Origin of the sequence: Chromobacterium vaccinii (assembly GCF_001855275.1) — a bacterium.
GTDB lineage: Bacteria > Pseudomonadota > Gammaproteobacteria > Burkholderiales > Chromobacteriaceae > Chromobacterium > Chromobacterium vaccinii.
Window position 1 is genome coordinate 3,227,979 of record NZ_CP017707.1, and the last position, 25,202, is coordinate 3,253,180.

The following is a 25,202-nucleotide window of genomic DNA, read 5'->3' on the forward strand; positions in this document are numbered from 1 at the left end:
ACTAGGCGGTCTTGGCGCTGAACTGCTCGAAGGCGGCCAAAGCGTGGGCGGAATACATCAGCGATGGGCCGCCGCCCATGTAGACGGCCATCGCCAGCGCTTCTTCCACTTCCGTCTTGCTGGCGCCCAGCTTGACCAATGCCTGGGCGTGGAAGCCCAGGCAGCCGTCGCAGCGCGCGGCCACGCCCAGCGCCAGCGCGATCAGCTCCTTGGTTTTCTTGTCCAGCGCGCCGTCGCGGGTGGCGGCGCGGGCCATGTCGTTGAAGCCCTGCATCACTTCGGGCACGTCGGCGCGCAGCGTGGCCAGGTGCTTGGAAATGGCGTGGGTCAATTCCGGGTAGTTGACTTCATTGCTCATGCTCAGGACTCCCTGTTGTGAAGATGGGCGGCGAACCGCTGTTAGTATATTGATTTATATAATATCAATTGATATATTGAAGTCAAGCCGTTACGCAAGAGAGTCCGTCGTGAATCAAGCTTCTCCCCATCTCGCCGACATGCGCGCCGCCGCCGGGCAGGCCTGCGGCCTGCTGCGCGCGCTGGCCAATGAAGACCGCCTGCTGCTGCTGTGCCAGCTCAGCCAGGGGGAGCGGTCGGTGAGCGAGCTGGAAGAGGCGGTTGGCATTCGCCAGCCGACCTTGTCGCAGCAGCTGGGCGTGCTGCGCAAGGAGGGCCTGGTGGCGACCCGCCGCGACGGCAAGCGCATCTATTACTCGGTGGCTGACGCCGACGCCTTGGCGGTGCTGGCCACGCTGTATCAACGTTTCTGTCCCGGGGAGGCATGACGATGATGGATTGGAGCCATTTCACGCCGGCGAGCGCCCTGGCCGGCGGCGCGCTGATCGGCCTCGCCGCCGCCTGGCTGATTTTGCTGAACGGCCGCGTGGCCGGCATCAGCGGCATCGTCGGCCATTTGCTGGCGCCGGGCGGCGACAAGGGCTGGCGGCTGGCCTTCGTCGCCGGCCTGGTGTTGTCGCCGTGGCTGTACCGGCTGTTCGCCGCGCCGCCGGCCATCCAGCTGGACGACAGGTGGTGGCTGTTGATTGCCGCCGGCTTGTTGGTCGGCTACGGCAGCCGGCTGGGCTCGGGCTGCACCAGCGGCCACGGCGTGTGCGGCTTGGCGCGGATGTCGCCGCGTTCGCTGGCGGCGACGCTGGCCTTCATGGCCGCCGGCTTCGCCGCGGTGTGGCTGACGCGGCACTGGGTCGGATAGGAGGACAAGATGAAGCTTGTCAGCGCATTTCTGGCCGGGCTGATGTTCGGCATCGGCCTGATCGTTGCCGGCATGGCCAACCCGGCCAAGGTGCTGGGTTTCCTGGATCTGGCGGGCCGCTGGGACCCGTCGCTGGCGCTGGTGATGGCAGGCGCCGTCGTTGTGGCGCTGCCGGCGTTCGCCCTGGCGAAGCGGCGCGATCGCGCGCTGCTGGGCGATGAAATGCAATTGCCGGCCGCGCGGAGCGTGGATCGTCGCCTGCTGCTGGGCAGCCTGGTCTTCGGCGCGGGCTGGGGGCTGGCCGGCGTCTGCCCGGGGCCGGCGCTGGTGCTGGCGGGCAGCGGCTTGCCTTCCGGCCTGTTGTTTTTGGCGGCGATGCTGGCTGGAATGCGGCTCCACCGCGCCCGCGCGGGGTGAATGCCGCCGTAGACGCGCAAGCAGGGGCGGCCGGAGCGATCTATATCTTCTTCATGTCATTGGAATGGAGATGGCCATGAAGCGATGGATACTCGCCGCGCTGCTTGGATGGGGATGGCTGGCGGGCGCGCCGGCGCGGGCCGAGCCGGCGCAACTGGCCCGGCAGCTGTGCGTCAGTTGCCACGGCGTGGATGGCAAAGGCCCGGGGGGCGCGCCGCGGCTGGCAGGCCAGCAGGCCGCCTATATCGTCCAGCAGCTGCAGGCGTTCCGCCTGCATCAGCGCGCCGATGGCGGCGCCCATCAGGCGGCGCTGGCCGTGCTGAAGGACGAGGCTGCGCTGCGGCAGTTGGCCGACTTTTTCGCCGCCCGTAAGCCGGCGCTCGGCGCGGCGCGAGGCGTCGACGCCGGGCTGGCGGCGGCGGGGCGCAAGCTGTACGCCGAGGGCAATCTGGCGGTAGGCACGCCGCCCTGTTTCAGCTGTCATGGCGAACGCGGCGAAGGCGGCTCGGCCGCGCCCAGGCTGGCCGGGCAGCTGCCGGACTACCTGGCCCGGCGCATGCGGGTGTCGGACGCGCCGCAGCCGGATTCGGCGATGGAGATGCAGGAAATCCTGAAGACGATGAGCGCCGACGACATCAAGGCGCTGCTGGCCTATTTGGCCACGCTGTAGCCGGACAAAAGAAAAGGCCACGCAAGGTGGCCTCAAGTTTCGGAGAAAAAAATCCTTCCGGCACGGCGGTCCGGATGGACACGGGCCGCGCACGGCCCGTCTTTTTCAGCCGGTGATTCTAACGTCGACGATGGCGCGAGGCAATCGTTTCAGTCGCCCAGCGCCGCCAGCAGCTCCGCTTGCTGTTCGGCGATCAGCGCGCTGGTCAGTTCGACCAAGTCGCCGTCCATCACCTGGTCCAGCTTGTACAGCGTCAGGTTGATGCGATGGTCGGTGATGCGGCCTTGCGGATAGTTGTAGGTGCGGATGCGCTCGGAGCGGTCGCCGGAGCCGATCAGGCTCTTGCGTTCGGCGGCTTCCTTCTGGTTCTTTTCGCGCAGCTGGATGTCGTAGATGCGCGCGGCCAGCACCTGCATCGCGCTGGCCTTGTTGGCGTGCTGCGAGCGGCCGTCCTGACACTCCGCCACAATCCCCGTCGGAATATGGGTGATGCGCACCGCCGAGTCGGTCTTGTTGATGTGCTGGCCGCCGGCGCCGCTGGCTCTAAAAGTATCGATGCGCAGGTCGGCCGGGTTCAGCACCACTTCGGCGATCTCATCCGCTTCGGCCATCACCGCCACCGTGCAGGCGCTGGTGTGGATGCGGCCCTGGGTTTCGGTGGCCGGCACGCGCTGCACGCGGTGGCCGCCGGATTCGAACTTCAGCCGCGAGTACGCGCCCTGGCCCACCAGGCGGACGATGGCTTCCTTGTAGCCGCCCAGATCGGATTCGCTGGAGGACACGATCTCCACCTGCCAGCGGTTGCGCTCGGCGTAGCGGGTGTACATGCGCAGCAGGTCGGCCGCGAACAGCGCCGCCTCGTCGCCGCCGGTGCCGGCGCGGATTTCCAGGAAGATGTTCTTGTCGTCGTTGGGATCCTTGGGCAGCAGCAGTTTCTGCAGCTCGACGTCCAGCGCTTCCAGCCTGTCCTTGCCCTCGGCGATTTCCGCCTGGGCGAATTCCTTCATTTCCGGATCGGCCAGCATGTCCTCGGCGGCGGCGATGTCGCCCTCGCACTGCCGGTAGGCGGCGAAGGTTTCCACCACCGGCGTCAGCTCGGCGTGTTCGCGGGTGAGTTTGCGGAAGGCCTCCATGTCCTGGGTGGCCGTTTCGCTGGCAAGCAGGTGGGTCACCTCTTCCAGACGGTCGGCCAGCTGGGCGAGCCTGGCCGCGATAGACGCTTTCATTACGACTCCGGATGTAAACGGTAAAGCCGCGCGATGGTCTGCACCTGCGCGTCATGCTCCGCGCCGCTGCCCGAGGACAGGGCCTGGGTCGGCGGGTGCATCAGTTTGTTGGTCAGCTGGACGGACAGGGCCTCCAGCACTTTTTCCGGCGCGTCGCCGCGCGCCAGTTGCTTCATCGCGCCTTCCAGCGCGTGGCGCCGGGCGCGGTCGGCCTCGTCGCGCAAGGCGCGGATCAGCGGCACGGTTTCTCGTTTCTTCAGCCAGTCGGTGAACTCCGCCACCCGCGTCTGGATGATGGTTTCGGCCTCTTCTGCGGCGCTCTGCCGCGCTTCCTTGCCCACTTCGACGATGCCGGCGATGTCATCGACGCTGTACAGGAACACGTCGTCCAGCTTGCCCACCTCCAGCTCGACGTCGCGCGGCACGGCGAGGTCCAGCATGAACATCGGCCGATGGCGGCGCGCCTTGATCGCCCGCTCCACCATGCCCTTGCCGATGATGGGCAACTGGCTGGCGGTGGAGGTGACCACCACGTCGTAGCGCGCCAGCGTTTCAGGCAGCTCGGCCAGCGTGACGGCGTTGCCGCCGAACTGCTCGGCCAGCCGTTGCCCGCGCTCCAGCGTGCGGTTGGCCACGGTGATACAGGACGGATTGCGCGCGGCGAAGTGGGTGGCCACCAGTTCGATCATCTCGCCGGCGCCGACGAACAGCACGTTCAGTTCGGCGATGGATGGAAAGATCTGCTCCGCCAGCTTCACCGCTGCCGCCGACATCGATACCGAGCTGGAACCGACCGCGGTGTTGGACCGCACTTCCTTGGCCACCGCGAAGGTGCGCTGGAATAGTCCGTTCAGCAGCGTGCCCAGCGTGCCGGCGTGTTCGGCGCTGCGCACCGCGTCCTTCAACTGGCCCAGGATCTGCGTCTCGCCCAACACCATCGAGTCCAGCCCCGACGCGACGCGGAAGGCGTGGCGCGCGGCCTGGGACGCCTCCAGCCGGTACAGATAGGGCTCCAGCTCGGTCCGGTTCAGGCCGTGGAACTGGCACAGCCAGTCCAGCGCGGCATGGGGGTCCGGGCTGCTGCAGTAGATCTCGGTGCGGTTGCAGGTGGAGACGATGGCCGCCTCCCGCGCCGCTTGCGAAGCCAGCAGACTTTCCAGCGCGCGCGGCAGGGTTTCGGCCGGGAAGGCCAGCTTTTCCCGTATCGACAGCGGTGCGGTGTGATGGTTGAGTCCGAAGGCAAGCAGATGCATGGGCGGAAACGCCGCGGGACGAAAACAGGACATTTTAGCCTAAGTCGCCGATGCCGTCCCGCGAGGCGTGACGCGTGCATGGGATTGGATGATCCGATGAGGCTGCCTGGCCGGAATGATTGGGCGGAGAATGGGGATCATGACAACTTGTTGTTTTGTTGACACAGTCTTCGCGCTGAATATCGAGTGGTGTTAATGGAAAAACACACTTTTCATCAATGGATTAACAAATGGTGACGCTGCTTCCCCATTCTTTCTGGTGAGAGGCGGGAAGGCAAACAATTTGCCGTTGACATGTTTTGATGCCATTTTCATTCCCTGCCGCAGTGTTGCAACCATGTGACAACGACGGCATAGATTTGCGCCCACGCAGCGCAGACACCGTGATGAACAAAGGGAAACGAGATGAGAGTCAAGACTCTTGCCCAGGCGATCGCCGCGATCGGCCTGCTGGGCAGCGGCTTCGCGCATGCCGCAGAAGACAGCCAACTGGAACGGGTGACGATTACCGGCTCCAACATCAAGCGGATCAACAAGGAAGGTCCTACTGCTGTTGAGACCATTAAGCGGGCCGATATCGAAAAAAGCGGCGCCAGTACGGTTGTCGAGTTGCTGGAGAAAGTTCCGTCGATTACTGGCGTGATGACCGGATCCAGCCAGACTTCTTTTGCAAAGGGCGCCGCTTCTGCCTCTTTGCGAGGCATGGGCGAGAAATACACGCTGGTCCTACTGAACGGCCGCCGCATCGCGAATTATGGTTTTGCCAACGGCGCCTCGAGCACGTTCGTCGATTTGAACAGTTTGCCGCTGCAAGCCATTGAGCGGGTTGAAATTCTGCGTGATGGCGCGTCCGCGATCTATGGTTCTGATGCCGTTGCCGGCGTGGTCAACTTCATCACCCGGAAGAATTACCAAGGTACCGACGTCAGTGTGCGTAATGCCGGCAATCAGGGCGGCGATGGGCAGGCTGTTTCAGGCAATATCACAACAGGCATCGGCGATCTGGACAAGGATGGCTATAACCTGTTGGTTACCGCCGATTTGTTCCACCGCGAGGCTAGCTTCAAGCGAAATCATGATCTGACCCAGACTGCTGATTATCGCCGGTTTGGTGGCACGCTTGGTTACCTGTCGACCCTGTATCCTGGCTCAGTACGCGATATCAAGGCCTCTGACTCTCAAGCTATTCCAGGTTGTCCGCCTAATCGCATCGGTTTGAACGTTTCGGGACTGACCCGTTGTTTGTACGATCCGGCCCAATATCAGGAGATTGAGCCGCGCACATCGCGCTTTGGCATCTCGACGGTGCTGACTAAAAAGCTATCCGCTGATTCCGAGCTTTTTGCGGAATTGGGATTCAACCATAACGAAACTATATATCATCAGGATTATCCATCCTTTGATAGTGCAACGGGCCGTTTGAACCCTAGTGCCGGGATGTATCCTGGCAAGTCGCCTGACCCCGCAGTGAGCGCCATCGGTGGCGGTGTCAATCCTGTGCAGGTGTACCGCGCGGTGTACGAAAATGGTCGGGTCCAGGATACGACTACCGGCGACAGCTACCGGGGTGTATTCGGCTGGCGTGGCATGTGGCGCGGCTGGGATGTGGAGAGCGCGCTCAGCGCCAGCGAAAGCAGCGTGAAGACGGAGCGTACTAATCAGCTGCTGAAGGACGCTACCGTCAATGCGCTGCAAAATGGCAATCGAGCATCGGGTACGGGCTATGATCCATTTGTCATGAGCAATCCGTTGTCGAATGTGTTGCCTTTGCTGGCGACCACCCATCGCAAGGCCACTTCCAAGTTGCAGGGCTTGGACTTCAAGATGGGCAACGGGGAAATGTTCGACTTGCCTGGCGGTAAGGCCGGCTTCGCTTGGGGCGCGCAGTATTCGCATGAGTCGATCAATGATCAACCCGATCCCCAGACCGTTGCGAACAACATCATCAATACAGGCGCCACCATGGCGAAGGGTAGCCGCAACGTGTATTCGCTGTATGGCGAATTCAGCTTGCCGCTGCGCAAGAATCTGGAAGTGCAGCTGGCGCTGCGTGGTGACCATTACAGCGATTTTGGCAATACGGTGAATCCGAAGGTGGCGTTCTCGTACAAGCCGTGGGATCAGCTGTTGTTGCGCGGTAGCGCCACGACCTCATTCAAAGCGCCGACTCTGCCGGAAGAGTATGCGTCCACTCAAGCCTACGATAATAGTCTGATTGATGTGAAGCGCTGCCGGATCATGGGGGGTAGCTATTGCAAGGTGACATCCGCGCGAGTAAATATCACTGGCGGTTCAAACCTGAAGCCAGAGAAAGCGACCAACCTGTCGTTTGGCTTTGTGCTGCAACCGACCAAAGAACTCTCCGCTAGCGTGGATTTCTACTCGGTTCGCTCAAGAGACACCATCGATACGATTCCGACCAGTTATATCATGGCCAATGAGGGGAATGGAGGTCCGGGCAAGGTTTACCGTGATCCGGCGCTGCCGGGCGATTTGGCCAAATACCCGGGTTTGCAGCCCGGCGATGGCACGGTCAATCTAATCGATGTGCCTTATGCCAATCTCGGTAGCACGATTACCACGGGCTATGATGTGGGCCTGCAATATGAATTGTCTTTAGGTGGATACGGCAAGTTGCGTTTCCGTGATGACTTGAACAACATCATGAGCCTCCGCAAGTCGTACACTCAAGATGGTGCCGCGCTGAATCAGTTGGATAATGTTTATCAGCCTAAATGGCGCAATGTGTTCTCCACGACTTACAGCTATGACCGTTATGATGTGATGTTGACGACCCGTAGCTATGCAGGCACACGCGACGTGCTGGATAGTTCGGACCAGGACACGTCGTCGCGTATTCCGTCTTATACGATGTGGGATCTTGCCATTACGGCCCGCCCGCTGAAGAACCTTGTGGTGAATGCCGGCGTTAATAATGTGTTTGGCAAGTCCGTGCCGTTCTCGGCTTCGTTGAACGACTTTGTCGGTAGCACTCAGGATCTGTATGGTCGTTCGTATTTCGTTAGCGCACGTTATACCTTTAAGTGAGTTAGCCTAGACTTGAGACAAAGCCGCCCAGCTGGGCGGCTTTTTATTTTCCCGTTCACTCCCGCCGCATGTCCACGTGCAGTATCCCGCCGTCGTCATATGGTTCCGACACCGGCAGGAAGCCGAATGACGCGTACAGCGCGCTGGCGTCCACCTGGGCCGACAGCATGACGGGCGCGTCCGGGAAGTGGCTCTGGCACTGCGCCACCGCCTGCTCCATCAGCGCCTTGCCCAGGCCCCGGCCGCGCGCTTCCGGCGCCACCACCACCCGGCCGATGGCCGCCGCGTCCGGGTATTTCTCGCCCGGGGCGATCAGGCGCGCGTAGGCGAGCAGCCGGCCGGCGTCGTCGCGGCCGGACAGGTGCAGGCAGCGGGTGTCCACGCCGTCCACGTCGCCGTAGATCGACTGCTGCTCCACCACGAACACCTGGTCGCGCAGTTGCAGCGCCTGGTACAGCGCGAGCGGCGTGAAGCCGTCGAAACCGTGGCAGTGCCACGCTATCTTGTTTGCCATAGTAGAATCCCCTCATTCCGGTAACGACCGCTCCGATGTTATGCCATCCGGCGCGGCCATGTGCCCTTATCCAGATCAAGACACCAACATCAAGAATATGAACGACCACGATCTCTTCGCCCAGCCGGACGCTGCCGGCGATAACCTGCCGCCGCCGCCCGCCGCGCCGGATGCCGTCGGCGGCGACTGGATTCCGCTCGACCTCTACGCCGAGCGCGCCTATCTGGAATACGCGATGAGCGTGGTCAAGGGCCGCGCGCTGCCGGAGGTGGCCGACGGCCAGAAGCCGGTGCAGCGCCGCATCTTGTACGCGATGCGCGACATGGGCCTGGCCCACGGCGCCAAGCCGGTGAAGTCGGCCCGCGTGGTCGGCGAAATCCTGGGTAAATACCACCCGCACGGCGACAGCTCGGCCTACGAGGCGCTGGTGCGGATGGCGCAGGACTTCACGCTGCGCTACCCGCTGATCGACGGCCAGGGCAACTTCGGCTCCCGCGACGGCGACGGCGCGGCGGCGATGCGTTACACCGAGGCGCGGCTGACGCCGATCGCCGAGCTCTTGCTGTCCGAGATCGACATGGGCACGGTGGACTTCATCCCCAATTACGACGGCGCCTTCGAAGAGCCGTCGCTGCTGCCGGCTAGGCTGCCGATGGTGCTGCTCAACGGCGCCTCCGGCATCGCCGTCGGCATGGCGACGGAAATTCCGCCGCACAATCTGACCGAGGTCGCCGCCGCCTGCGTGGCGCTGCTGGACGACCCGACGCTCGACACCGCCGCGCTGATGCGCTACGTGCCCGGCCCCGACTTCCCCGGCGGCGGCCAGATCATCACCCCGGCCGCCGACATCCTGTCCGCCTACGAAACCGGCAGGGGCAGCGTGCGGGTGCGCGCCAAGTGGGAGCTGGACAAGTTGGCGCGCGGCCAGTGGCGCGCCATCGTCACCGAGTTGCCGCCCGGCTCGTCGGCGCAGAAGGTGCTGGCGGAGATCGAGGAAGCGACCAACCCCAAGCTGAAGGCCGGCAAAAAGCAGCTGTCGCAGGATCAGCAGAACCTGAAGAAGCTGATGCTGGACCTGCTGGACCGCGTCCGCGACGAGTCCGATAGCCAAAGCCCGGTGCGGCTGGTGTTCGAGCCCAAGTCCAGCCGCCAGGACCCGGACGAATTCATGAACATCCTGTTGGCGCAGACCAGCCTGGAAGGCAACGCCTCGCTGAACCTGGTGATGATAGGCCTGGACGGCCGCCCGGGTCAGAAGGGCCTCAAGCCGATTCTCACCGAGTGGATAGACTTCCGCCGCGCCACGGTCACCCGCCGGCTGGCGCACCGCCTGGCCCAGGTGGACAAGCGCATCCACATCCTGGAAGGCCGGATGATCGCCTTCATCCACATCGATGAAGTGATCCGGGTGATCCGCGAGTCGGACGAGCCCAAGCCTGACCTGATCAAGGCCTTCGGCCTCACCGAAATCCAGGCCGAGGACATCCTGGAAATCCGCCTGCGCCAACTGGCGCGGCTGGAAGGCTTCAAGCTGGAAAAGGAGCTGTCCGATCTGCGTGAAGAGCGCGAGGGCCTGCGCCACATTCTGGACACCCCGGATGCGCTCACCCGCCTGATCCGCGACGAGATCCAGGCCGACGCCGCCAAGTACGGCGACAAGCGCCGCAGCGAGATCAAGGCCGCCGAGCGCGCGGTGCTGACCCAGACCACCGCCGACGAGCCGGTGACGCTGCTCCTGTCGCAAAAGGGCTGGATCCGCGCCCGCGTCGGCCACAACGTGGAGCTGGAAACGCTGAGCTTCAAGGATGGCGACGCGCTGGCAGCGGTGGTGGAGACGCGCACGGTGTGGAACGCCATCGTGCTCGACCACAACGGCCGCGCCTACACCATCGACCCGGCCACGGTGCCGACCGGCCGCGGCGACGGCGTGCCGGTGGCGTCCTTGGTGGACCTTCAGGACGGCGCCAAGCCGGCGCAGCTGATTTCCGGCCGCGACGAGGATAAGTTCGTGGTGGCCGGCAGCGGCGGCTACGGCTTCATCGCCAAGATCGGCGACATGGCCGGCCGGGTGAAGGCCGGCAAGGCCTTCATCACGCTGGACGCCGGCGAGACGGTGCTGGAGCCGGTGAAACTGCCTGCCGCGCCGCTGGAACAGTTGCAACTGGTGGCCGCCAGCGACAGCGACCGTCTGCTGGCTTTCCCGGCAGCCGAGCTGAAGGAGCTGGCCAAGGGCCGCGGCCTGATGCTGATGGCGCTGGACGACGGCGCGGCCTTGACCGCGATCGGCCTGGTAGCCGGCGACAAGGCGCTGCTGTCCACCACTTCCGTCCGCGGCAAGGTGGCGGACGAGAAGCTGGCGCTGGAGGAGTTCGTCGGCAAGCGCGCCAAGAAAGGCAAGCTGATGCCGAAGAAGTGGCGGGTGAGCAGGATTCGGGAGCTGCCGATGTGATGTTCAGGACAGCCCAGCCGCAAACGCTCAGTCCCCGCGCCGCCTTGTTGTTCGTCAACGGCTTCCGCGCGTTGCTGTTGCTGGTGCTGTTCACGCTGTCGCTGCTGCCCGGCGGCGACGGCCAGTCGCTGATCGAGGGCGGCCGGCAGTTCTATGCCTGGTCCGGCATCTACCTGTTGCTGATCGGCGTCTGGTATTCGCTGCGCGAGGGCAAGCTGGGCCACACGCTGCAGCTGACGCTGGCCATCGCCGCCGACATCGCGATGATGGTATGGCTGATGGCGATGAACGACGGCATACACGGCGGCTTTGGCCTGCTGCTGCTGCCCTACCTCGCCGCCGCCGGTCTGTTGTCCACCGGCCGCTACGCCTTGTTCTACGCCGCCATCGCCACGCTGGCGCTGTTCAGCTATTCCGGTTTTGAGCACTGGCTGGGCTTGGCCCGCCAGTTTGACCTGTCCTACAGCGCGCTGTTGGCTTCCGCCTGCTTCGTCACCGCCATCGCCACCTGGCGGCTGGGCCGGATGGCGCGGGCGTCGGAGGAACTGGCGGCGCAGCGCGGCGGCGAGATCGCCAACCTCAACCACCTGAACGAACTGATCCTGCAAAGCCAGCGCGACGCGGTGGTGGTGCTGGATGAGGACGGCCACCTGCGCCAGTTCAACTTGCAGGCCGAGCGCTATTTCAACCGCTTGCAGCGCGGCCAGCTGTTGCCCGAGCTGTTGCCGCTGGTAAGCCGCTGGCGCGACGACGGCTCGCCGGCGCTGCCCACCTTCGTCGAGCACAGCGCGCGCGGCCGACAGTTGGTGGGGCGGCTGGTGCCGGTGCCGGTGCCCGAAGGCCAGATGCGCGGCGTGGTGCTGTTCATGCGCGACATGGCCGACATGGCGGAGGAAGCCAAGCGGGTGAAGCTGGCGGCGCTGGGCCGCCTCACCGCCAACATCGCGCATGAGATCCGCAACCCGCTGTCCGCCATCAGTCATGCCGGCGACCTGCTGGCCGAGGATGAAACCGACCCGGCGCGGCAGCGCCTGCTGCGCATCGTCCAGGACAACGCGCGCCGCATCAACGGCATGGTGGAGGATGTGCTGACGCTGGGCCGGCGCGATCGAGTCCGCCGCGAACCGATAGAACTCGCGCCCTTCGTCGCCCAGCAGCTCGAGCATTTTTCGATGTCGCAGCCGGACGCCGCCGGCGCTGTGCGCTGCGAGCTGGCCGACGATTGCCGGCTGAGCTTCGACCGCGGCCACCTGGCCCAGATACTGGGCAACCTGCTGGCCAACGCCTGGCGCCACGGCAGCCGCCGGCCCGGCTCGGTGCGGCTGCAGGCCGGCATCGCCGAAAACCACCTGATCCTGCGCGTGATCGACGACGGCCCCGGCGTGGCCGAAGCCGACCAGGCGCGGCTGTTCGAACCCTTTTTCACCACGGAAAGCGCCGGCAGCGGCCTGGGGTTGTACATCGCTCGCGAGCTGGCCGAGGCCAACGGCGCGCGGCTGGACTACAGCCCGCCCGGCGGCGTTTTCCGGCTGATCTGTCACCTGGCCTATGACTAAGACACTGCGCGTATTGATCGTCGACGACGAGCCGGACATCCGGGAGCTGTTGGAGCTGACCTTGCTGAAAATGGGCCTCGCCCCGGCATGCGCCGGCAGCGTCGCCGAGGCGCGCGCCGCGCTGGACGCGGGAGGCTTCGATCTGGCGCTGACCGATATGCGGCTGCCTGACGGCGAGGGTCTGGAGGTGGTCAACCACATCGGCGAGTCCGGACTGGATGTGCCCATCGCCGTGATCACCGCCTACGGCAGCGCCGACAATGCGGTGCGGGCGATGAAGGCCGGCGCTTTCGACTATCTGCAGAAGCCGGTCAGCCTGGCCCAGCTGCGCAGCCTGGTGAAGACCGCGCTGAAGGTGGAAACGCCGGTCGCCAAGGCGGTCGCGCAGCAAAGGCTGCTCGGTGAGTCGCCGGCGATCCAGGACGTGCTGCGGCTGGCGGACAAGCTGTCGCGCAGCCAGGCCGCGGTGTACATCGGCGGCGAGTCCGGCACCGGCAAGGAACAGGCGGCGCGGCTGATCCACGAGCTGGGGGCGCGCGCCGACAAGCCTTTCGTCGCCGTCAACTGCGGCGCGATTCCGGAAACCCTGATGGAGAGTGAATTCTTCGGCTGCCGCAAGGGCGCGTTCACCGGCGCCGACGCCGACCGCGACGGCTTTTTCCAGCAGGCCCAGGGCGGCACGCTGTTCCTGGACGAAGTGGCCGAGCTGCCGCTGGCGATGCAGGTGAAGCTGCTGCGCGCGATCCAGGAAAAGACCGTGCGCAAGCTGGGCGCCAGCCAGGAAGAGGCCTTGGACGTCCGCATCATCTGCGCCACCCACCGTGATCTGGCGGCGCGGGTGGAGTCGGGGCAGTTCCGCCAGGACCTGTATTACCGCCTCAATGTGCTGCCGCTGAAGATGCCGCCATTGCGCGAGCTGCGCGACGACATCCCCCTGTTCGCCGAGAGGCTGCTGCAGCGCTTCGGCGGCGCGGCGGCGCCGCAGTTGTCCGCCGACGCGCGCCGCGCGCTGCTGGACTACGCTTATCCCGGCAACTTCCGCGAACTGGAAAACATACTGGAGCGGGCGGTGGCTTTGGCCGCCGGCCCTTCGCTGTCCCGCGCCGACCTGCAGCTGACCCCCTGCGCCGACTACGCGCCGGAGCTCGGCAGCGACGAGCCGCTGCAGGATTATCTGGATCGAGTCGAGCGAGAGGCCATCGTCAAGGCGCTGGAAGGCACCCGTTACAACCGTACCCAGGCCGCGAAAAAACTGGGCGTCACCTTCCGGTCGCTGAGGTATCGGATGGAGCGGCTGGGGGTGAAGTGAGGCGGGCAGCGCTTGAGTCCAGATGCACTTAGCTGGCCTCCCGCGCTGGCTCGGCCTGCCGCTGATGCTTCCGTTTGCGCATCCAGTAGTCCAGCACCAGTCGTTCCGGCAGGTTCAGCTTGAATGACGGACAGCCGGTTTCGCCGTTGTACCACAGCTTGGCGCAGCCGCCGCCGCAGACGGGGAACAACGGGCAACGCGGACAGGGTGAGATGCCGGTCCGGATATCGGTGTACCACTCCCTGGTGACCGCCTTGTCGTTGCGGACTTGGTCGATATTGCGGATGTGGCCGATCTTGTATTGGGGCGCATCGTATTTGGGCGTATACGGAAACTCGTAGCAGGGGTAGATATTGCCGTAGGCGTCGTAGACCTCGGCGTCGGGCATCACCACCATGCAGGGCGCGATGGAGCGGGCCGGCAGGATGCGGTCGAATTCAAAACCTCGCCGGATCGCATGCGCCGTCCAGTCTATTTCCCGCGCGGCGAAGTCCGCCGCCGCCAGGCTGTCGCGGTCGGCCTGGTTGCCGCCCCAATCCACCACCGGGCGAAAATCCAGCCCCACATTGCGCGCCGCCAGCCCCCGATCGGCCAGCAGGTCTATCAGATCGGCAACCTTGTCCTGGTTGTGGCGGTTGATATTGATGCGGATCGTGATGCCGCTGCGGTTGGCGCTGAATTCCGGCATGCCGGTCACGTCGACCAGATTTTGCAGGATGATGTCGAAACTGCCGCCGCCGGCCTTGACCGGCCGCATCAGGTCGTGGGTGTGGCCAATACCGTCCAGCGTGATCTGGAAGCTGTTGACGCGTTGTCGCTGCAGGCGCAGATACACGTCGGGTTTGAAGCTGAGCCCGTTGGTGACCATGGAGGCGAAGAAATGGACGCCGGCCGGCCCGCATTGTTCAATCAACTGGCCGCTGATGTCCTCTATCTGTTTCAGCGCCAGAATGGGTTCGCCGCCATACCAGTTGATCGCCAGCCTGGTGTAGGACTTGCGCCGCAGCGTGTCCATGATGCGGGCGACGATGCGGGCGGAGGTGTCGTCATCCAGATTCTTTTTGACGTGCTGCTGGCCGCAGTACCCGCAGCCCAGCTGGCAATTGGCGGTAGGCTGCAATGTCAGGCTGAGGGTATGGGTTTCGCGTATGCCGCGCTGGTTCTTTTCCAGCAGGTCCAGGAATTCGTCGCTAGTGGGCGGGACCAGCACCTCGTCGGCCCGCAATTGCAGCAGCGTCGCCTGATCGATGCGGTCGAACTCGCCGGCGAGCAGGCTGCGGTAGATCCTTTCCTTGACCAGCAGCGACTTGCCGGTCCGGCTGGCGAACAGCAGGCGGGAAGGATCGGGATGGTGGGCCGGACTGACGATGTCCGAGGCGATCAGGTATCGGGACAGAACGTATTCGCCATGCATGCTGGCTCTCCCAGGTCATCGGAACGGCAAGGCCATGCGGGCGACGCAGGCGGTCCGGCCACTGCCATGGCCTGGGGCGGGCCGCCTTTGTCGTTTCGGAGCGGCGGGCTGCAAGGGCGCATCGCGTGTATTCCCGCTTCGCGCGGCGCGCCGGATCCTGCCTGCCGCGATCAGCCGGCTGGGACTGCCTTAGCCGGAGAAGCCCTTGTCACATCTGACATAACCCGAGTCGCATTGCGTCGGATCCTCTTCCATTTCGCCGCCGGAAACGAATTCCAGGTCCTGGTCGGCGATTTCGTGCATGGTCGAGGACGATTCTTCGCCCAGCTCGTCCAGCATGGTTTGCAAGCTCTGATTCTTCATATGCGTCTCCTAAGTGGCTCAGGCTGCTAGTTTTGCGACATCAAGCCCGGATCGGTCGCATGGCAAAGGATGTGCCGGAATCGGCCCGCAATCAGCCCGGCGTGACGGCGATGCCGCGATAACGGTGCAGCAGGCCGAGCAGGTAGTGGACTTTCTTTTCGGCCAGCGGGTCGTCGACCATGGCGACGATGTCTCCGACGGCGAGTTTGCCGCCGCCGTTCAACCGGTCGACGATGCCCTCCAGCTCCGGGAAGCTGCCGAGCGAGATCTTGGTGCCGCGCACATAGAGTTCGAGGCGGCCGGCTTCCGGCGCCGGGCGGCACAGCATCCGGTACGGCGGCTCGATGGCGACGCGGCTGTCCGCATGCATCGCGGGCTTGTCCTCGCGCGGCACAGGGCTGTTGCGGTAGCCGCCATTGCTGAACAGCGAATAGCGCAGGTCGCGATAAACATCGCGCATCAGCGCGCGCAGATCGCCGTCGCTCGGCAACGCCAGCAGCGACAGCGCGGATTCGACGGCGCCGATATCGTCTATCGGCCGCCGGTCGGCCTTCAGCATGATCTCGGATGGCCGCAGATGGGCTTCCCGGACGCGGTGCAGCAGTTCACAGGCGAAGTCGTGGTCGGAGCGGTTGTAGAACCAGCAGGCGATGCCGATGGACAGCTGGTCCTGGGTACCCAGGTGGAACATGTTTTCCGGCATGAAGTAGAGCTGGCCCTCGCCGAAGGTGTGGCGGACGGCGCTGGGCAGGTGCGGCGCGATGTCCCGATTGTTGTGGCGTTTCTCGCCGGGCGCAGTGACATAGTCGTCGTCGCGCCAGGTGTACATGGTTTTAGGGCCTGGCCCGAGGTGGAAGTGGATCACGCTCTTGCCGGGAGAGTCTTTGTGTATGCCCAGCGGCGTCATGTCGTAATTGCCGATGAACACGGTGAACAGGATGCCTTCGGTCGGCATGCCTATCGTCTTCAACGCCGGCTCCAGAATGTGCGCGATCGCCTGGGACAGGCCGGGGCTGAACTTCTCGCCGCGGTTCAGGATGATGCCGAACTTGCGTTCGCCGAAGGCGCGGCCCACCCAATCTTCCACATTCTCGCGCGGCAGCGGATGCAGGGCGAAGTGCTCGTCGAGTTCATCGACCTTCAGGCCGTCCAGCCACAGGCGGTAGCCGTATTTCGCCTTGTGCACCTGGCCGAGCTCGGCAAGGATGTCCAGCACCTGGCGGCGCATGACGCGGGTCTGGCTGGCGTCCAGCGCGTCATCGAAGACGCAGGGCTGGCTCATCTGCTCGGTTCGGGCGAGGAAACCGGTCCACCAGTCGGCATCGAATTGTTGCCGCAAGCGGTCCGGAGTGAGGCTGTCGTCTATCGTTTCATTCTCGCGGGGGTGATACATGCTTGGCTCCCTGGCGCGGGTGGGGGAAGGCGGTCAGTCCGATGGCGGGTCCAGCCGGCGGATGCCGCGCCAGCGGAGCAGCTCGGCCAGGAGGTGCAGGCCTATCTTGTCTGGCCAGCGCGGGTCTAACAGGCCCAGCAGGTCTGCCACGACGCAGGCTTCGCCCTGATTCAGCCTGTCCAGCAATGAGATCAGGCCGGGATGGCGGTTCATTTCCAGCTTGTTGCCGCGCACGTAGACGGCCATCCGGCCTGGCATCGTATCCCGCGTCAGGATGCGGTACGGAGTTTCCGCCTGCACCCGGTCGGATCGGGTCAGCGGGGCTGCTGGCTCCAGAGGAAAGGGCGAATTGCGATAGCCGGCGTTGCTGGCCAGGCAATGGCGCCAGTCCAGATAGGCCTTGCGCAGCAGCTGTTCGTAATTCGATGCGCGGTACTCTTCCGGCAGGTGGCGCGCGGCGAGGACGGCGTCCAGACCGCCGGCCTGATCCGGCGGCGAGGGGTCATGGACGATGGCTTCGTCCGGCGGTCCGGCTATCTGCTTGAGCAGGAAGGCGTGCAGACTCTCGGCCAGGGCCTGGTTGGTATGGGTGTATTGCCAGACGGTGATGCCTATCGACAATTCGCTCTGCGCGCCGATGTGGAAAGTGCCTTCCGGCATGAAGAACAGGTCGCCGGTTTCGAAGTGGAAGGTCCTGGCGTGGGGGCGCAATGCGGAAAAGTCGCGTTTGTCCATGCCTGCTGCTTCGGTCAGCCCGCGGTACTGCTCCGGGTCCCACAGGTACATGGTTTTGGCGCCGGGGCCGACATGGAAATGGATGACGTTTTCGCCGCGCCGGTCCTGATGTATGCCGAGCGGGGTTTTGTCGTAATTGCCAATGAAGATGCTGAATTGGACGCCGTCCCGCGGCAGGCCGATTTTCTCGAACAGCGGCGCCAGCATCCGCGCGATGTCGCGCGATAGCTCGTGGTGGAATTTCTCTCCGGCGTTGAGAATGATGCCGAAGGGCGTGTCGGGAAATACCCGGCCGCTCCAGTCCTCCAGGCTTTCGCCCGGTTGTGGAGGATTGTCGTAGATGCGTTCCATTTCATCGCGGCCCAGCAGCCGGCCCGCCGCGTATATGCGGAGGCCATAACGATTGGTGCGCAGGTTCGCCAGGGTGGCGAGGATGTCCAGCACGGCCTGCCGAAATGCCACGACATGGCTCTGGCCGAGAGCGGCCTTGAACACGATGGGGCTGCTCAGTTGCCTGGACTCTTGTAGAAAGTCCTCCCACCATGCGTCGCTGAAGTTTGGAGCGTGTCTGTCCATCGCATGCATTCCTCGAATGGCGGTCGGCTGAGCAGGGGGCGGAGCGCCCGGCCCCGCGAGGGGGCGGGCATCGGAACGGTGTTCCTCAAGGCGGGCTCAATGATGGGTGAGCCGGCCTGGCATGGATCATTGCGCCTTGTGGACGTGATCGTGATCCTCGTGCTGTACCTCGCCGCCGGAAACAGCGGCTTCCTCCAGCGGGGACAGGACGGTGATGCCGAGGATGTCGGCGATTTCCTGGTCCTGATCCAGTTCGGTCTGCTCCACTTGCTTGTCGGTTTGCATGGTGCTTCTCCTTTGCGTGTGTGGGGGTCGACAGTGGTCGGCCCGAACGCGTCATCATATGGATCCCGCAGCCTGGCGATGGCCGATGGGAGAAGAGGTATGGATCATTCCATTGATGACAGTGAACTATTGGACGGCGCCGATGGGGGAACAACCCGGGCGATTACGGATGCGCGGCAACGGCGGAACCGGGACGGCTTGTCTGCATCGCGCAACAGATCAGTAATCCTTGCCCAGCATGGTTATTGCCGATGGAGGAGGCGGAACTTGTTCGAAATGACGGTTATCGGCCAGTCCTAATGGACAGTGTGGCGCGCATGTAGTCCGTAATGAGAATTTAAAGAAGAAGACCAAGTTGCCGCGGCGGCCGTCCAAACGTTATGGAGTTGGAGTGTCGGGTCGAGTTTCTTGTCGCTTAAAATGCCAATGGAATTGATGATAGAGTGTCTAATCTCCGCATGCCGCGGCGCGGCATGCCTACCAAAGGCGTCCTATCCGTGCCACTTTTTCGTTCCGCCGCTCTCAGCCACGCCTCAGACCGGCGCTATGGCCGCATCGTGCTGCTGCGTCCCGCCAGCTTCGCCTGGCTGACTGGCGTGTTCGCGTTGATCGCCATCGCCATCGTTCTGTTCTTTTCCCTGGCCAGTTATACCCGCAAGGCGCAGGTGCCGGGCGTGCTGCTGCCCAGTCTGGGCCTGATCCGGCTGCAGCCGGCGCAGTCCGGCGTGGTGGCCGAGGTGAAGGTGCGCGAGGGTCAGCAAGTGCGGGCCGGCGACGTGCTGTTCGTGCTCGGCAACGAGCGCGAGAGCGCCACCCGCGGCGACGCCGGGCGCGAGATCACCGCGCTGCTGCAATCGCGGCGCGACAGCCTGGCAGGCGACCAGGCGATGCTGCGCATGCAGGCCAGGCAAAAACAGGAGACGCTGCGGCGCAAGGCGGACGACCTGGCGCGCGAGCTGCAGCGGATGGACGAACAGATCGGCCTGCAGCGGCGGCGGGTGGCGCTGGCCGAGGAAACGCTGCAACGCAACCGCAAGCTGCTGGCGTCGCAATTCATTTCCGCCGCCGCGCTGCAGGACAAGCAGGCGGAAGTGATAGACCAGCAGACCAAGCTGGCCGACCTGCAGCGTGGCCGCGCCGCCTTGCAGAGCGACCACGACACGGCCTTGTCCGATCTGGGCGACCTGCAGCTGCAAGCCAAACGCGATGAGGCGGCGGCGCAGCGCGGCATGGCGGAGCTGGAGCAGGACCTGACCGAGAACGAAGCCAAGCGCAAGCTGCTGGTGCGCGCGCCGCAAGCCGGCATGGTCAGCGGCATCGCCGCCCAGGCTGGCCAGACCGTGGCGTTAGGACAGACGCTGGCGAATCTGTCGCCGGCCGGCTCGCCCTTGGAGGCGGAGCTGTACGCGCCGTCGCGCGCCGCCGGCTTCGTCAAGCCGGGCATGGCGGTGCTGATCCGCTACCAGGCTTATCCCTACCAGAAGTTCGGCCAGTTCAAGGGCACGGTGCGCGAGGTGTCGCGCAGCGCGCTGCGGCCGGAGGAGCTGTATCTGCCCGGCGGCCAGGGCGGTTCCGGCGAGCAGCTGTACCGGGTGCGGGTGAAGCTGGAGCGCCAGAGCGTCATCACCTACGGCCAGAACCAGTCCTTGAAGGCCGGCATGGCGCTGGACGCCAGCGTGCTGCTGGAGCGGCGCAAGCTGTACGAATGGGTGCTGGAGCCGCTCTACAGCATCAGCGGAAAGGTGTGAGATGAGCCATCAGCAACCGACCTTGCGATTCTGGGGCCGCCGCCGGCTGCCGCTGCTGCTGCAGACCGAGGCTGCCGAATGCGGCCTGGCCAGCCTGGCGATGGTGGCCGGCTATTGGGGCCACCGCATCGACCTGGCCAATATGCGCCGCCGTTTCTCGGTGTCGCTGAAGGGCAGCACGCTGAAGAGCCTGATCGCGATGGCCCAGGGGCTGGGCCTGGCGTCGCGGCCGCTGAAGCTGGACCTGCAGCACCTGCCGCAGTTGAAGCTGCCCTGCGTGCTGCATTGGGACATGAACCATTTCGTGGTGTTGAAACAGGTGGCGGCGCGACACATCGTCATTCACGATCCGGGAGTGGGCGAGCGCAAGCTGAGCCTGGATGAGGCGTCCAAGCATTTCACCGGGGTGGCGCTGGAGCTGACGCCGGACACCTCGTTCCGCAAGACCGAGGAGAAGCTGCAGTTCAGCCTGCTGTCGCTGATGGGCCGGGTGGACGGCCTGGGCGGCGGCTTGCTCCAGTTGCTGCTGCTGGGCCTGGCGCTGCAGGTATGCGCGCTGGCCGCGCCGTTCTATCTGCAGTGGGTGGTGGACGAGGCGCTGGTGGCGGCCGACCGCGACCTGATCACCGTGCTGGGCATCGGTTTTCTGCTGCTGGTGCTGTTGCAGACGCTGATAGGCGCGGTGCGTTCCTGGGCAACCACGGCGCTGGCCACCAGCCTCAATTTCCAGTGGCTGGGCAACGCCTTCGCCCACCTGATGCGCCTGCCGCTGCCGTGGTTCGAGAAGCGCCACCTGGGCGACATCACCTCGCGTTTCGGCTCGATCCAGACCATACAGAAAAGCCTGACCACCCAGTTTGTGGAGGGGGTGATAGACGGCCTGCTGGTGATCGCCACGCTGATCGTGATGCTGTTGTACAGCGCGCCGCTGGCCATGGTGAGCCTGATCGCGGTGGCGCTGTACGCGCTGCTGCGCTGGAGCATCTTCCGCGCGCTGCGCGAAGCGACGGCCGAGCAGATCATCCACGCGTCGCGGCAGAATACCCATTTCATCGAGTCGGCGCGCGGCGCGCAGAGCGTGAGGCTGTTCGGCCGCCAGGAGGAGCGGCGCATCGGCTGGATGAACGCGTTGGCCGAGCAGTTCAACGCCGACCTGCGCATCGCCCGGCTCAGCCTGTCGTTCCAGACCGCCAACGCGCTGCTGTTCAACGCCGAGCGGGTGGTGGTGGTGTGGCTGGCGGCGCTGGCGGTGATGGATGGCCGCTTCTCGGTGGGCATGCTGTTCGCCTTCCTCAGCTACAAGGACCAGTTCAGCCAGCGCATCGCCGCGCTGATCGACAAGCTGTTCGAGCTGCGCATGCTGCGGCTGCACGGCGAGCGCGTCGCCGACATCCTGCTGACCGAGCCGGAGCCGGAGCTGAACGACGTCGAGATCGATCCGGCCCATGTCCAGGCGGCGATCGAACTGCGCAATGTTTCCTTCCGTTATTCCGACAGCGAGCCCTATGTGCTGCGCGAACTGAGCCTGGCGATTCCGGCCGGCCAGTGCCTGGCCGTCACCGGCGCCTCCGGCTGCGGCAAGACCACGCTGCTGAAGCTGGTCCTCGGTCTGATGGAGCCGACCGAGGGCGAGGTGCTGGTGGGCGGCGTGCCGCTCAGGCAGCTGGGCCTGGGCAATTATCGCCAGATGCTGGGCACGGTGATGCAGGACGATCTGCTGTTCTCCGGCTCCATCGCCGACAACATCTGTTTTTTCGATCCGCAGCCGGACCAAGAGCGCATCCGCCGTTGCGCCGGTTTCGCCGCCATCCACGACGAAATCATGGCGATGCCGATGAACTACAACACCCTGGTCGGCGACATCGGCTCCGGCCTGTCCGGCGGCCAGAAGCAGCGTGTGCTGCTGGCGCGGGCGCTGTACAAGCAGCCGCGGCTCTTGGTGCTGGACGAAGCCACCAGCCACCTGGACGTATGGAACGAGCAGCTGGTCAACGCCGCGGTGCGGGATATCGACATGACGCGCATCCTGGTCGCCCACCGGCCGGAAACCATCGCCATGGCGGAGCGGGTGGTGGTGCTGGAGCAAGGGCGCATCGTGCAGGACTCCCCGGCGGCGGCCGCGGCGGAACAGCGGAGGGCGAGGGCCGGCGGCGGTCCCGGTCGGGCCGGCGATCATGTAGAATGACCGCGTCCGGCGGCACCCGAACGCTCCGCCGCGCATCCCCATATTCCGCGGCGCGGCCCGCGCCGCCAGACAAGGAAAACCTCATGTCCCGCAATCTGGAACTGTTCGAACGTGGCAAGCAAGTGATCCCAGGCGGCGTCAATTCGCCGGTGCGCGCCTTTGGCCAAGTCGGCGGCACGCCGCGCTTCGTCGCCCGCGCCGAGGGCGCCTATTTCTGGGACGCCGACGGCAAACAGTATCTGGATTACGTTGGTTCCTGGGGCCCGGCCATCGTCGGCCATGCTCATCCCGAGGTGGTGAAGGCGGTGCAGGATGCCGCCGTCGGCGGCCTGTCCTTCGGCGCGCCGACCGAGGGCGAGGTGGTGATCGCCGAGGAGATCTGCAAGCTGCTGCCGTCCGTCGAGCAGGTGCGGCTGGTATCGTCCGGCACCGAGGCGACCATGACCGCGATTCGCCTGGCGCGCGGCTTCACCGGCCGCGACCTGATCGTCAAGTTCGAGGGCTGCTACCACGGCCATTCCGACAGCCTGCTGGTCAAGGCCGGCTCCGGCCTGCTCACTTTCGGCAACCCGTCCTCCGGCGGCGTACCGGCCGACTTCACCAAGCACACGCTGGTGCTGCAATACAACGATGTCGAGCAGCTGGCGCGCACCTTCGCCGAGATCGGCGACAAGATCGCCTGCGTGATCCTGGAGCCTATCGCCGGCAATATGAATCTGATCCAGCCGTCGGCCGAGTTCGTGCAGGCGCTGCGCAGCCTGACCGAGCAACACGGCGCGGTGCTGATCTACGACGAAGTGATGACCGGCTTCCGCGTGGCCAAGGGCTGCGCCCAGGGCCTGCACGGCGTCACGCCGGACCTGACCACGCTGGGCAAGGTGGTGGGCGGCGGTATGCCGCTGGCGGCCTTTGGCGGCCGCGCCGACATCATGGGCAAGATCGCGCCGCTGGGCACCGTCTACCAGGCCGGCACCCTGTCCGGCAATCCGCTGTCCGTCGCCGCCGGCCTCGCGACGCTGAAACTGATCCAGCAGCCCGGCTTCTACGAAACGCTGGGACAGCGCACCGCGCGCCTGGCCCAAGGCCTGGCCGAAGAAGCGCGGCAAGCCGGCGTCACGCTGTCCACCGACAGCGTCGGCGGCATGTTCGGCTTCTACTTCAGCGACAAGGCGCCCAAGTCCTATGCCGAAGCCACCGGTTGCGACATCGAGCGCTTCAAGCGCTTCTTCCACGCGATGCTGGACGAGGGCATCTACTTCGCGCCGTCCGCCTACGAGGCCGGCTTCGTTTCTGCCGCGCACAGCGACGGCATGATCGAACAAACTCTCGCGGCCGCCGGCAGGGCTTTCGCGCGCATTTGAACGATTCGCGCGGGTGAGGAACCAGGGAGCTTCGGCTCCCTTTTTTCATGGCGCTGGAAAAAACGAGGCGAGTTGGTAATATTGCCCCGAATGAAAAAAAGATTCGGACCCGATGGGTCCGCGGGACATTGCGGCAGTGAAGGGGATGTGGATGGAAAGGAAGACCAGGCTGCGCCTGGCCGCCGGCGGCGTCGCGCTGGCGGCCGCGATCCTGGCCGGAGGCTTGCTGCTGCGAGGCGGCGATCAGGTCAAAGTGGAGAGATTGGCGCTGGCCGACGCATCCGCGCGGAGGCTGGCGGCGGCCATCATGAATCGCGCTTACGGCAGCGAGCAGCGCGATCCGCAGCGGGACTGCTGGCATTATCTGCGCGAGGACGGCGGCGATTACTGCCTGCGGCCAGTAGCACTGGACCGCGTCGTGTCCGGCGGCGAACGCCGGCTGTATCTGTTCGCCAGCGGCAGCAAAGACGCCGCGCGCGACGAAGACCTGAGCGGTCTGGCCGGCGCCTTCGTCGCCGACGCCGATACCCTGGCGCCTATCGCCGGCAGCCGCGAGCTGGATTTTCTCAATCGCCGCGCCGCCGGTCCCGAGCAGGCGCAGCTGCTGCGTTTGTCCCGCGATGGCTATATGGGCTGGTTCGCTGCCGGACGCGACGCATCCGAGGATTTCCCGCAGTTTTACGCGCCCAAGGACGACAAGGTGGTGGCAATCGGCGGCGACGTGTTCGGCCGCGACGCCGATACCGTCGCCGGGCTGAAGTTCGCCTACCAGCTCGACAGCGCCCGGGGCGAGGCCGCGGCCTATCCCCTGTCGGCGATTGTCCGCGACGGCAAAGGCAAGCAGCTGGCCAGCTTCGATTTCCGCTTCGACCGCCGTCGTTGGGAATATGTTTGCGCCGATGTCGACTGCCGGGTGCGCGCCGGCCTGCCGACGCGGCCGGAGCGCGAGGCGCAGGTCCAGGGGCCGGACATGCCGGCGGCCGATGCCAACGAGGCCTTGTTCGGCAAGGGGCGCAAGCTGTCGGATGTCGATCTGCAAGATGTATTGGCGCAGCTGGACATGCGCTATGTCTCGCAGGACGGCGAAGCGGGATTCGTCGGCCCGAACGGTTGCGACGATCCTTACCCATTGAATGGCCATTTCGAACGCGACGGCGGACAAGAGCAGTTATGGGTGCGCGGCGGCAATGGCTGCACCTCGGGCGCGGCCGGCGCTTCCGTCTGGGTCTTCGTCCGCGACGGCGGGGGCCGCCTGCGCGCCAATCTGGGCATGCCGGCTGCCGAGGTGCGCCGCACCCGGGATGTGTCGGCGGGCGTGCATGATCTGCGCGTGGGCTCGGCGGGCTTTTGCGACCGCTTGTGGCGCTGGAACGGCAAGGCCTTCATCCATCTGCTGAACATCCCCACCCAGGCCGGCGGCTGCGACGGCGGCAGCGCGTAGCTCACAGGAACGGCGGCCGAGGCCGCCGTTTTCGCATGTGGGCGAT

Annotated in this window: 21 protein-coding genes; 12 read left to right on the forward strand and 9 right to left on the reverse strand. The window is 65.0% G+C overall.

The window, feature by feature from the left end; genetic code table 11:
- Position 1: 1 nt before the first annotated feature.
- Positions 2 to 358, reverse strand: coding sequence for a carboxymuconolactone decarboxylase family protein (locus tag BKX93_RS15010; RefSeq protein WP_011133640.1), 357 nt, complete (start codon positions 356 to 358; stop codon positions 2 to 4).
- A gap of 109 nt (positions 359 to 467) precedes the next feature.
- Between BKX93_RS15010 and BKX93_RS15015 the strand changes: the two genes are divergently transcribed.
- From BKX93_RS15015 to BKX93_RS15030, 4 genes are all read left to right on the forward strand, one after another.
- Positions 468 to 785, forward strand: coding sequence for an ArsR/SmtB family transcription factor (locus BKX93_RS15015; protein ID WP_244887184.1), 318 nt, complete (start codon positions 468 to 470; stop codon positions 783 to 785).
- A 2-nt stretch (positions 786 to 787) separates the two neighbouring features.
- Positions 788 to 1,213: a YeeE/YedE family protein gene (locus BKX93_RS15020; protein WP_200896602.1), complete on the forward strand. Its 426-nt coding sequence runs from the start codon at positions 788 to 790 to the stop codon at positions 1,211 to 1,213.
- Between the two features lie 9 nt (positions 1,214 to 1,222).
- A complete protein-coding gene (locus tag BKX93_RS15025; RefSeq protein WP_046167563.1) occupies positions 1,223 to 1,630 on the forward strand; it encodes a DUF6691 family protein in 408 nt (135 codons plus the stop codon).
- A gap of 76 nt (positions 1,631 to 1,706) precedes the next feature.
- Positions 1,707 to 2,300 carry a c-type cytochrome gene (locus tag BKX93_RS15030; RefSeq protein WP_186009427.1) on the forward strand — a complete coding sequence of 198 codons (594 nt, stop codon included), beginning with the start codon at positions 1,707 to 1,709 and terminating at the stop codon, positions 2,298 to 2,300.
- A gap of 149 nt (positions 2,301 to 2,449) precedes the next feature.
- Here the strand turns inward: BKX93_RS15030 and prfA are convergent, their stop codons facing one another.
- Complete coding sequence (prfA, locus tag BKX93_RS15035; protein ID WP_046155278.1) at positions 2,450 to 3,526, reverse strand: peptide chain release factor 1; 1,077 nt, start codon at positions 3,524 to 3,526, stop codon at positions 2,450 to 2,452.
- Positions 3,526 to 4,779: a glutamyl-tRNA reductase gene (gene hemA / locus BKX93_RS15040; RefSeq protein WP_021478851.1), complete on the reverse strand. Its 1,254-nt coding sequence runs from the start codon at positions 4,777 to 4,779 to the stop codon at positions 3,526 to 3,528. The genes prfA and hemA overlap by 1 nt, the downstream gene beginning before the upstream one ends.
- A 405-nt stretch (positions 4,780 to 5,184) precedes the next feature.
- Between hemA and BKX93_RS15045 the strand changes: the two genes are divergently transcribed.
- Positions 5,185 to 7,827: a TonB-dependent receptor plug domain-containing protein gene (locus BKX93_RS15045; protein ID WP_070980437.1), complete on the forward strand. Its 2,643-nt coding sequence runs from the start codon at positions 5,185 to 5,187 to the stop codon at positions 7,825 to 7,827.
- Positions 7,828 to 7,882: 55 nt separating this feature from the next.
- Here BKX93_RS15045 and BKX93_RS15050 read toward each other — a convergent pair whose 3' ends face one another.
- Positions 7,883 to 8,341 (reverse strand): GNAT family N-acetyltransferase, encoded by a 459-nt coding sequence (locus BKX93_RS15050; protein ID WP_046167560.1) that lies wholly within the window; start codon positions 8,339 to 8,341, stop codon positions 7,883 to 7,885.
- A 97-nt stretch (positions 8,342 to 8,438) separates the two neighbouring features.
- Between BKX93_RS15050 and parC the strand changes: the two genes are divergently transcribed.
- The 3 genes from parC to BKX93_RS15065 are packed head-to-tail and all read left to right on the forward strand — an operon-like array spanning position 8,439 to position 13,655.
- A complete protein-coding gene (parC, locus tag BKX93_RS15055) occupies positions 8,439 to 10,790 on the forward strand; it encodes a DNA topoisomerase IV subunit A (protein WP_046155321.1) in 2,352 nt (783 codons plus the stop codon).
- Positions 10,790 to 12,346: a two-component system sensor histidine kinase NtrB gene (locus tag BKX93_RS15060; RefSeq protein ID WP_046155275.1), complete on the forward strand. Its 1,557-nt coding sequence runs from the start codon at positions 10,790 to 10,792 to the stop codon at positions 12,344 to 12,346. The genes parC and BKX93_RS15060 overlap by 1 nt, the downstream gene beginning before the upstream one ends.
- Positions 12,339 to 13,655 (forward strand): sigma-54-dependent transcriptional regulator, encoded by a 1,317-nt coding sequence (locus BKX93_RS15065; RefSeq protein ID WP_046167559.1) that lies wholly within the window; start codon positions 12,339 to 12,341, stop codon positions 13,653 to 13,655. The genes BKX93_RS15060 and BKX93_RS15065 overlap by 8 nt, the downstream gene beginning before the upstream one ends.
- 28 nt (positions 13,656 to 13,683) lie before the next feature.
- Here BKX93_RS15065 and BKX93_RS15070 read toward each other — a convergent pair whose 3' ends face one another.
- From BKX93_RS15070 to BKX93_RS25395, 5 genes are all read right to left on the reverse strand, one after another.
- Positions 13,684 to 15,069 (reverse strand): radical SAM/SPASM domain-containing protein, encoded by a 1,386-nt coding sequence (locus BKX93_RS15070; protein ID WP_070980438.1) that lies wholly within the window; start codon positions 15,067 to 15,069, stop codon positions 13,684 to 13,686.
- Between the two features lie 189 nt (positions 15,070 to 15,258).
- Positions 15,259 to 15,432 carry a hypothetical protein gene (locus tag BKX93_RS25390; protein ID WP_021478861.1) on the reverse strand — a complete coding sequence of 58 codons (174 nt, stop codon included), beginning with the start codon at positions 15,430 to 15,432 and terminating at the stop codon, positions 15,259 to 15,261.
- A gap of 91 nt (positions 15,433 to 15,523) precedes the next feature.
- A complete protein-coding gene (locus tag BKX93_RS15075; protein ID WP_070980439.1) occupies positions 15,524 to 16,825 on the reverse strand; it encodes a hypothetical protein in 1,302 nt (433 codons plus the stop codon).
- A gap of 33 nt (positions 16,826 to 16,858) precedes the next feature.
- Entirely contained in the window at positions 16,859 to 18,136 is a 1,278-nt protein-coding gene (locus BKX93_RS15080) for a hypothetical protein (protein WP_046167555.1), read from the reverse strand.
- Between the two features lie 126 nt (positions 18,137 to 18,262).
- Positions 18,263 to 18,421 (reverse strand): hypothetical protein, encoded by a 159-nt coding sequence (locus BKX93_RS25395; RefSeq protein WP_021478864.1) that lies wholly within the window; start codon positions 18,419 to 18,421, stop codon positions 18,263 to 18,265.
- 497 nt (positions 18,422 to 18,918) lie between these two features.
- Between BKX93_RS25395 and BKX93_RS15085 the strand changes: the two genes are divergently transcribed.
- From BKX93_RS15085 to BKX93_RS15100, 4 genes are all read left to right on the forward strand, one after another.
- The gene (locus BKX93_RS15085) at positions 18,919 to 20,169 is read left to right on the forward strand and encodes an HlyD family secretion protein (RefSeq protein ID WP_052729044.1); all 1,251 of its coding nucleotides are present in this window, start codon (positions 18,919 to 18,921) and stop codon (positions 20,167 to 20,169) included.
- A gap of 1 nt (position 20,170) precedes the next feature.
- Positions 20,171 to 22,354 carry a peptidase domain-containing ABC transporter gene (locus BKX93_RS15090; RefSeq protein WP_046155269.1) on the forward strand — a complete coding sequence of 728 codons (2,184 nt, stop codon included), beginning with the start codon at positions 20,171 to 20,173 and terminating at the stop codon, positions 22,352 to 22,354.
- A gap of 83 nt (positions 22,355 to 22,437) precedes the next feature.
- A complete protein-coding gene (gene hemL / locus BKX93_RS15095; RefSeq protein ID WP_070980441.1) occupies positions 22,438 to 23,715 on the forward strand; it encodes a glutamate-1-semialdehyde 2,1-aminomutase in 1,278 nt (425 codons plus the stop codon).
- A 151-nt stretch (positions 23,716 to 23,866) separates the two neighbouring features.
- A complete protein-coding gene (locus tag BKX93_RS15100) occupies positions 23,867 to 25,156 on the forward strand; it encodes a hypothetical protein (protein WP_145929325.1) in 1,290 nt (429 codons plus the stop codon).
- Positions 25,157 to 25,202 lie beyond the last annotated feature (46 nt).

Bases quoted from the DNA above. Each gene is read 5' to 3' on its own strand.
- BKX93_RS15090 (WP_046155269.1), top strand. From the start codon at position 20,171: ATGAGCCATCAGCAACCGACCTTGCGATTCTGGGGCCGCCGCCGGCTG.
- BKX93_RS15030 (WP_186009427.1), top strand. From the start codon at position 1,707: ATGAAGCGATGGATACTCGCCGCGCTGCTTGGATGGGGATGGCTGGCG.
- BKX93_RS15020 (WP_200896602.1), top strand. From the start codon at position 788: ATGATGGATTGGAGCCATTTCACGCCGGCGAGCGCCCTGGCCGGCGGC.
- BKX93_RS15070 (WP_070980438.1), bottom strand. From the start codon at position 15,069: ATGCATGGCGAATACGTTCTGTCCCGATACCTGATCGCCTCGGACATC.
- BKX93_RS15100 (WP_145929325.1), top strand. From the start codon at position 23,867: ATGGAAAGGAAGACCAGGCTGCGCCTGGCCGCCGGCGGCGTCGCGCTG.
- BKX93_RS25390 (WP_021478861.1), bottom strand. From the start codon at position 15,432: ATGAAGAATCAGAGCTTGCAAACCATGCTGGACGAGCTGGGCGAAGAA.
- BKX93_RS15045 (WP_070980437.1), top strand. From the start codon at position 5,185: ATGAGAGTCAAGACTCTTGCCCAGGCGATCGCCGCGATCGGCCTGCTG.
- BKX93_RS15050 (WP_046167560.1), bottom strand. From the start codon at position 8,341: ATGGCAAACAAGATAGCGTGGCACTGCCACGGTTTCGACGGCTTCACG.
- BKX93_RS15010 (WP_011133640.1), bottom strand. From the start codon at position 358: ATGAGCAATGAAGTCAACTACCCGGAATTGACCCACGCCATTTCCAAG.
- BKX93_RS15060 (WP_046155275.1), top strand. From the start codon at position 10,790: ATGTTCAGGACAGCCCAGCCGCAAACGCTCAGTCCCCGCGCCGCCTTG.
- BKX93_RS15025 (WP_046167563.1), top strand. From the start codon at position 1,223: ATGAAGCTTGTCAGCGCATTTCTGGCCGGGCTGATGTTCGGCATCGGC.
- hemA (WP_021478851.1), bottom strand. From the start codon at position 4,779: ATGCATCTGCTTGCCTTCGGACTCAACCATCACACCGCACCGCTGTCG.
- prfA (WP_046155278.1), bottom strand. From the start codon at position 3,526: ATGAAAGCGTCTATCGCGGCCAGGCTCGCCCAGCTGGCCGACCGTCTG.
- BKX93_RS25395 (WP_021478864.1), bottom strand. From the start codon at position 18,421: ATGCAAACCGACAAGCAAGTGGAGCAGACCGAACTGGATCAGGACCAG.
- parC (WP_046155321.1), top strand. From the start codon at position 8,439: ATGAACGACCACGATCTCTTCGCCCAGCCGGACGCTGCCGGCGATAAC.
- BKX93_RS15080 (WP_046167555.1), bottom strand. From the start codon at position 18,136: ATGGACAGACACGCTCCAAACTTCAGCGACGCATGGTGGGAGGACTTT.
- BKX93_RS15065 (WP_046167559.1), top strand. From the start codon at position 12,339: ATGACTAAGACACTGCGCGTATTGATCGTCGACGACGAGCCGGACATC.
- hemL (WP_070980441.1), top strand. From the start codon at position 22,438: ATGTCCCGCAATCTGGAACTGTTCGAACGTGGCAAGCAAGTGATCCCA.
- BKX93_RS15075 (WP_070980439.1), bottom strand. From the start codon at position 16,825: ATGTATCACCCCCGCGAGAATGAAACGATAGACGACAGCCTCACTCCG.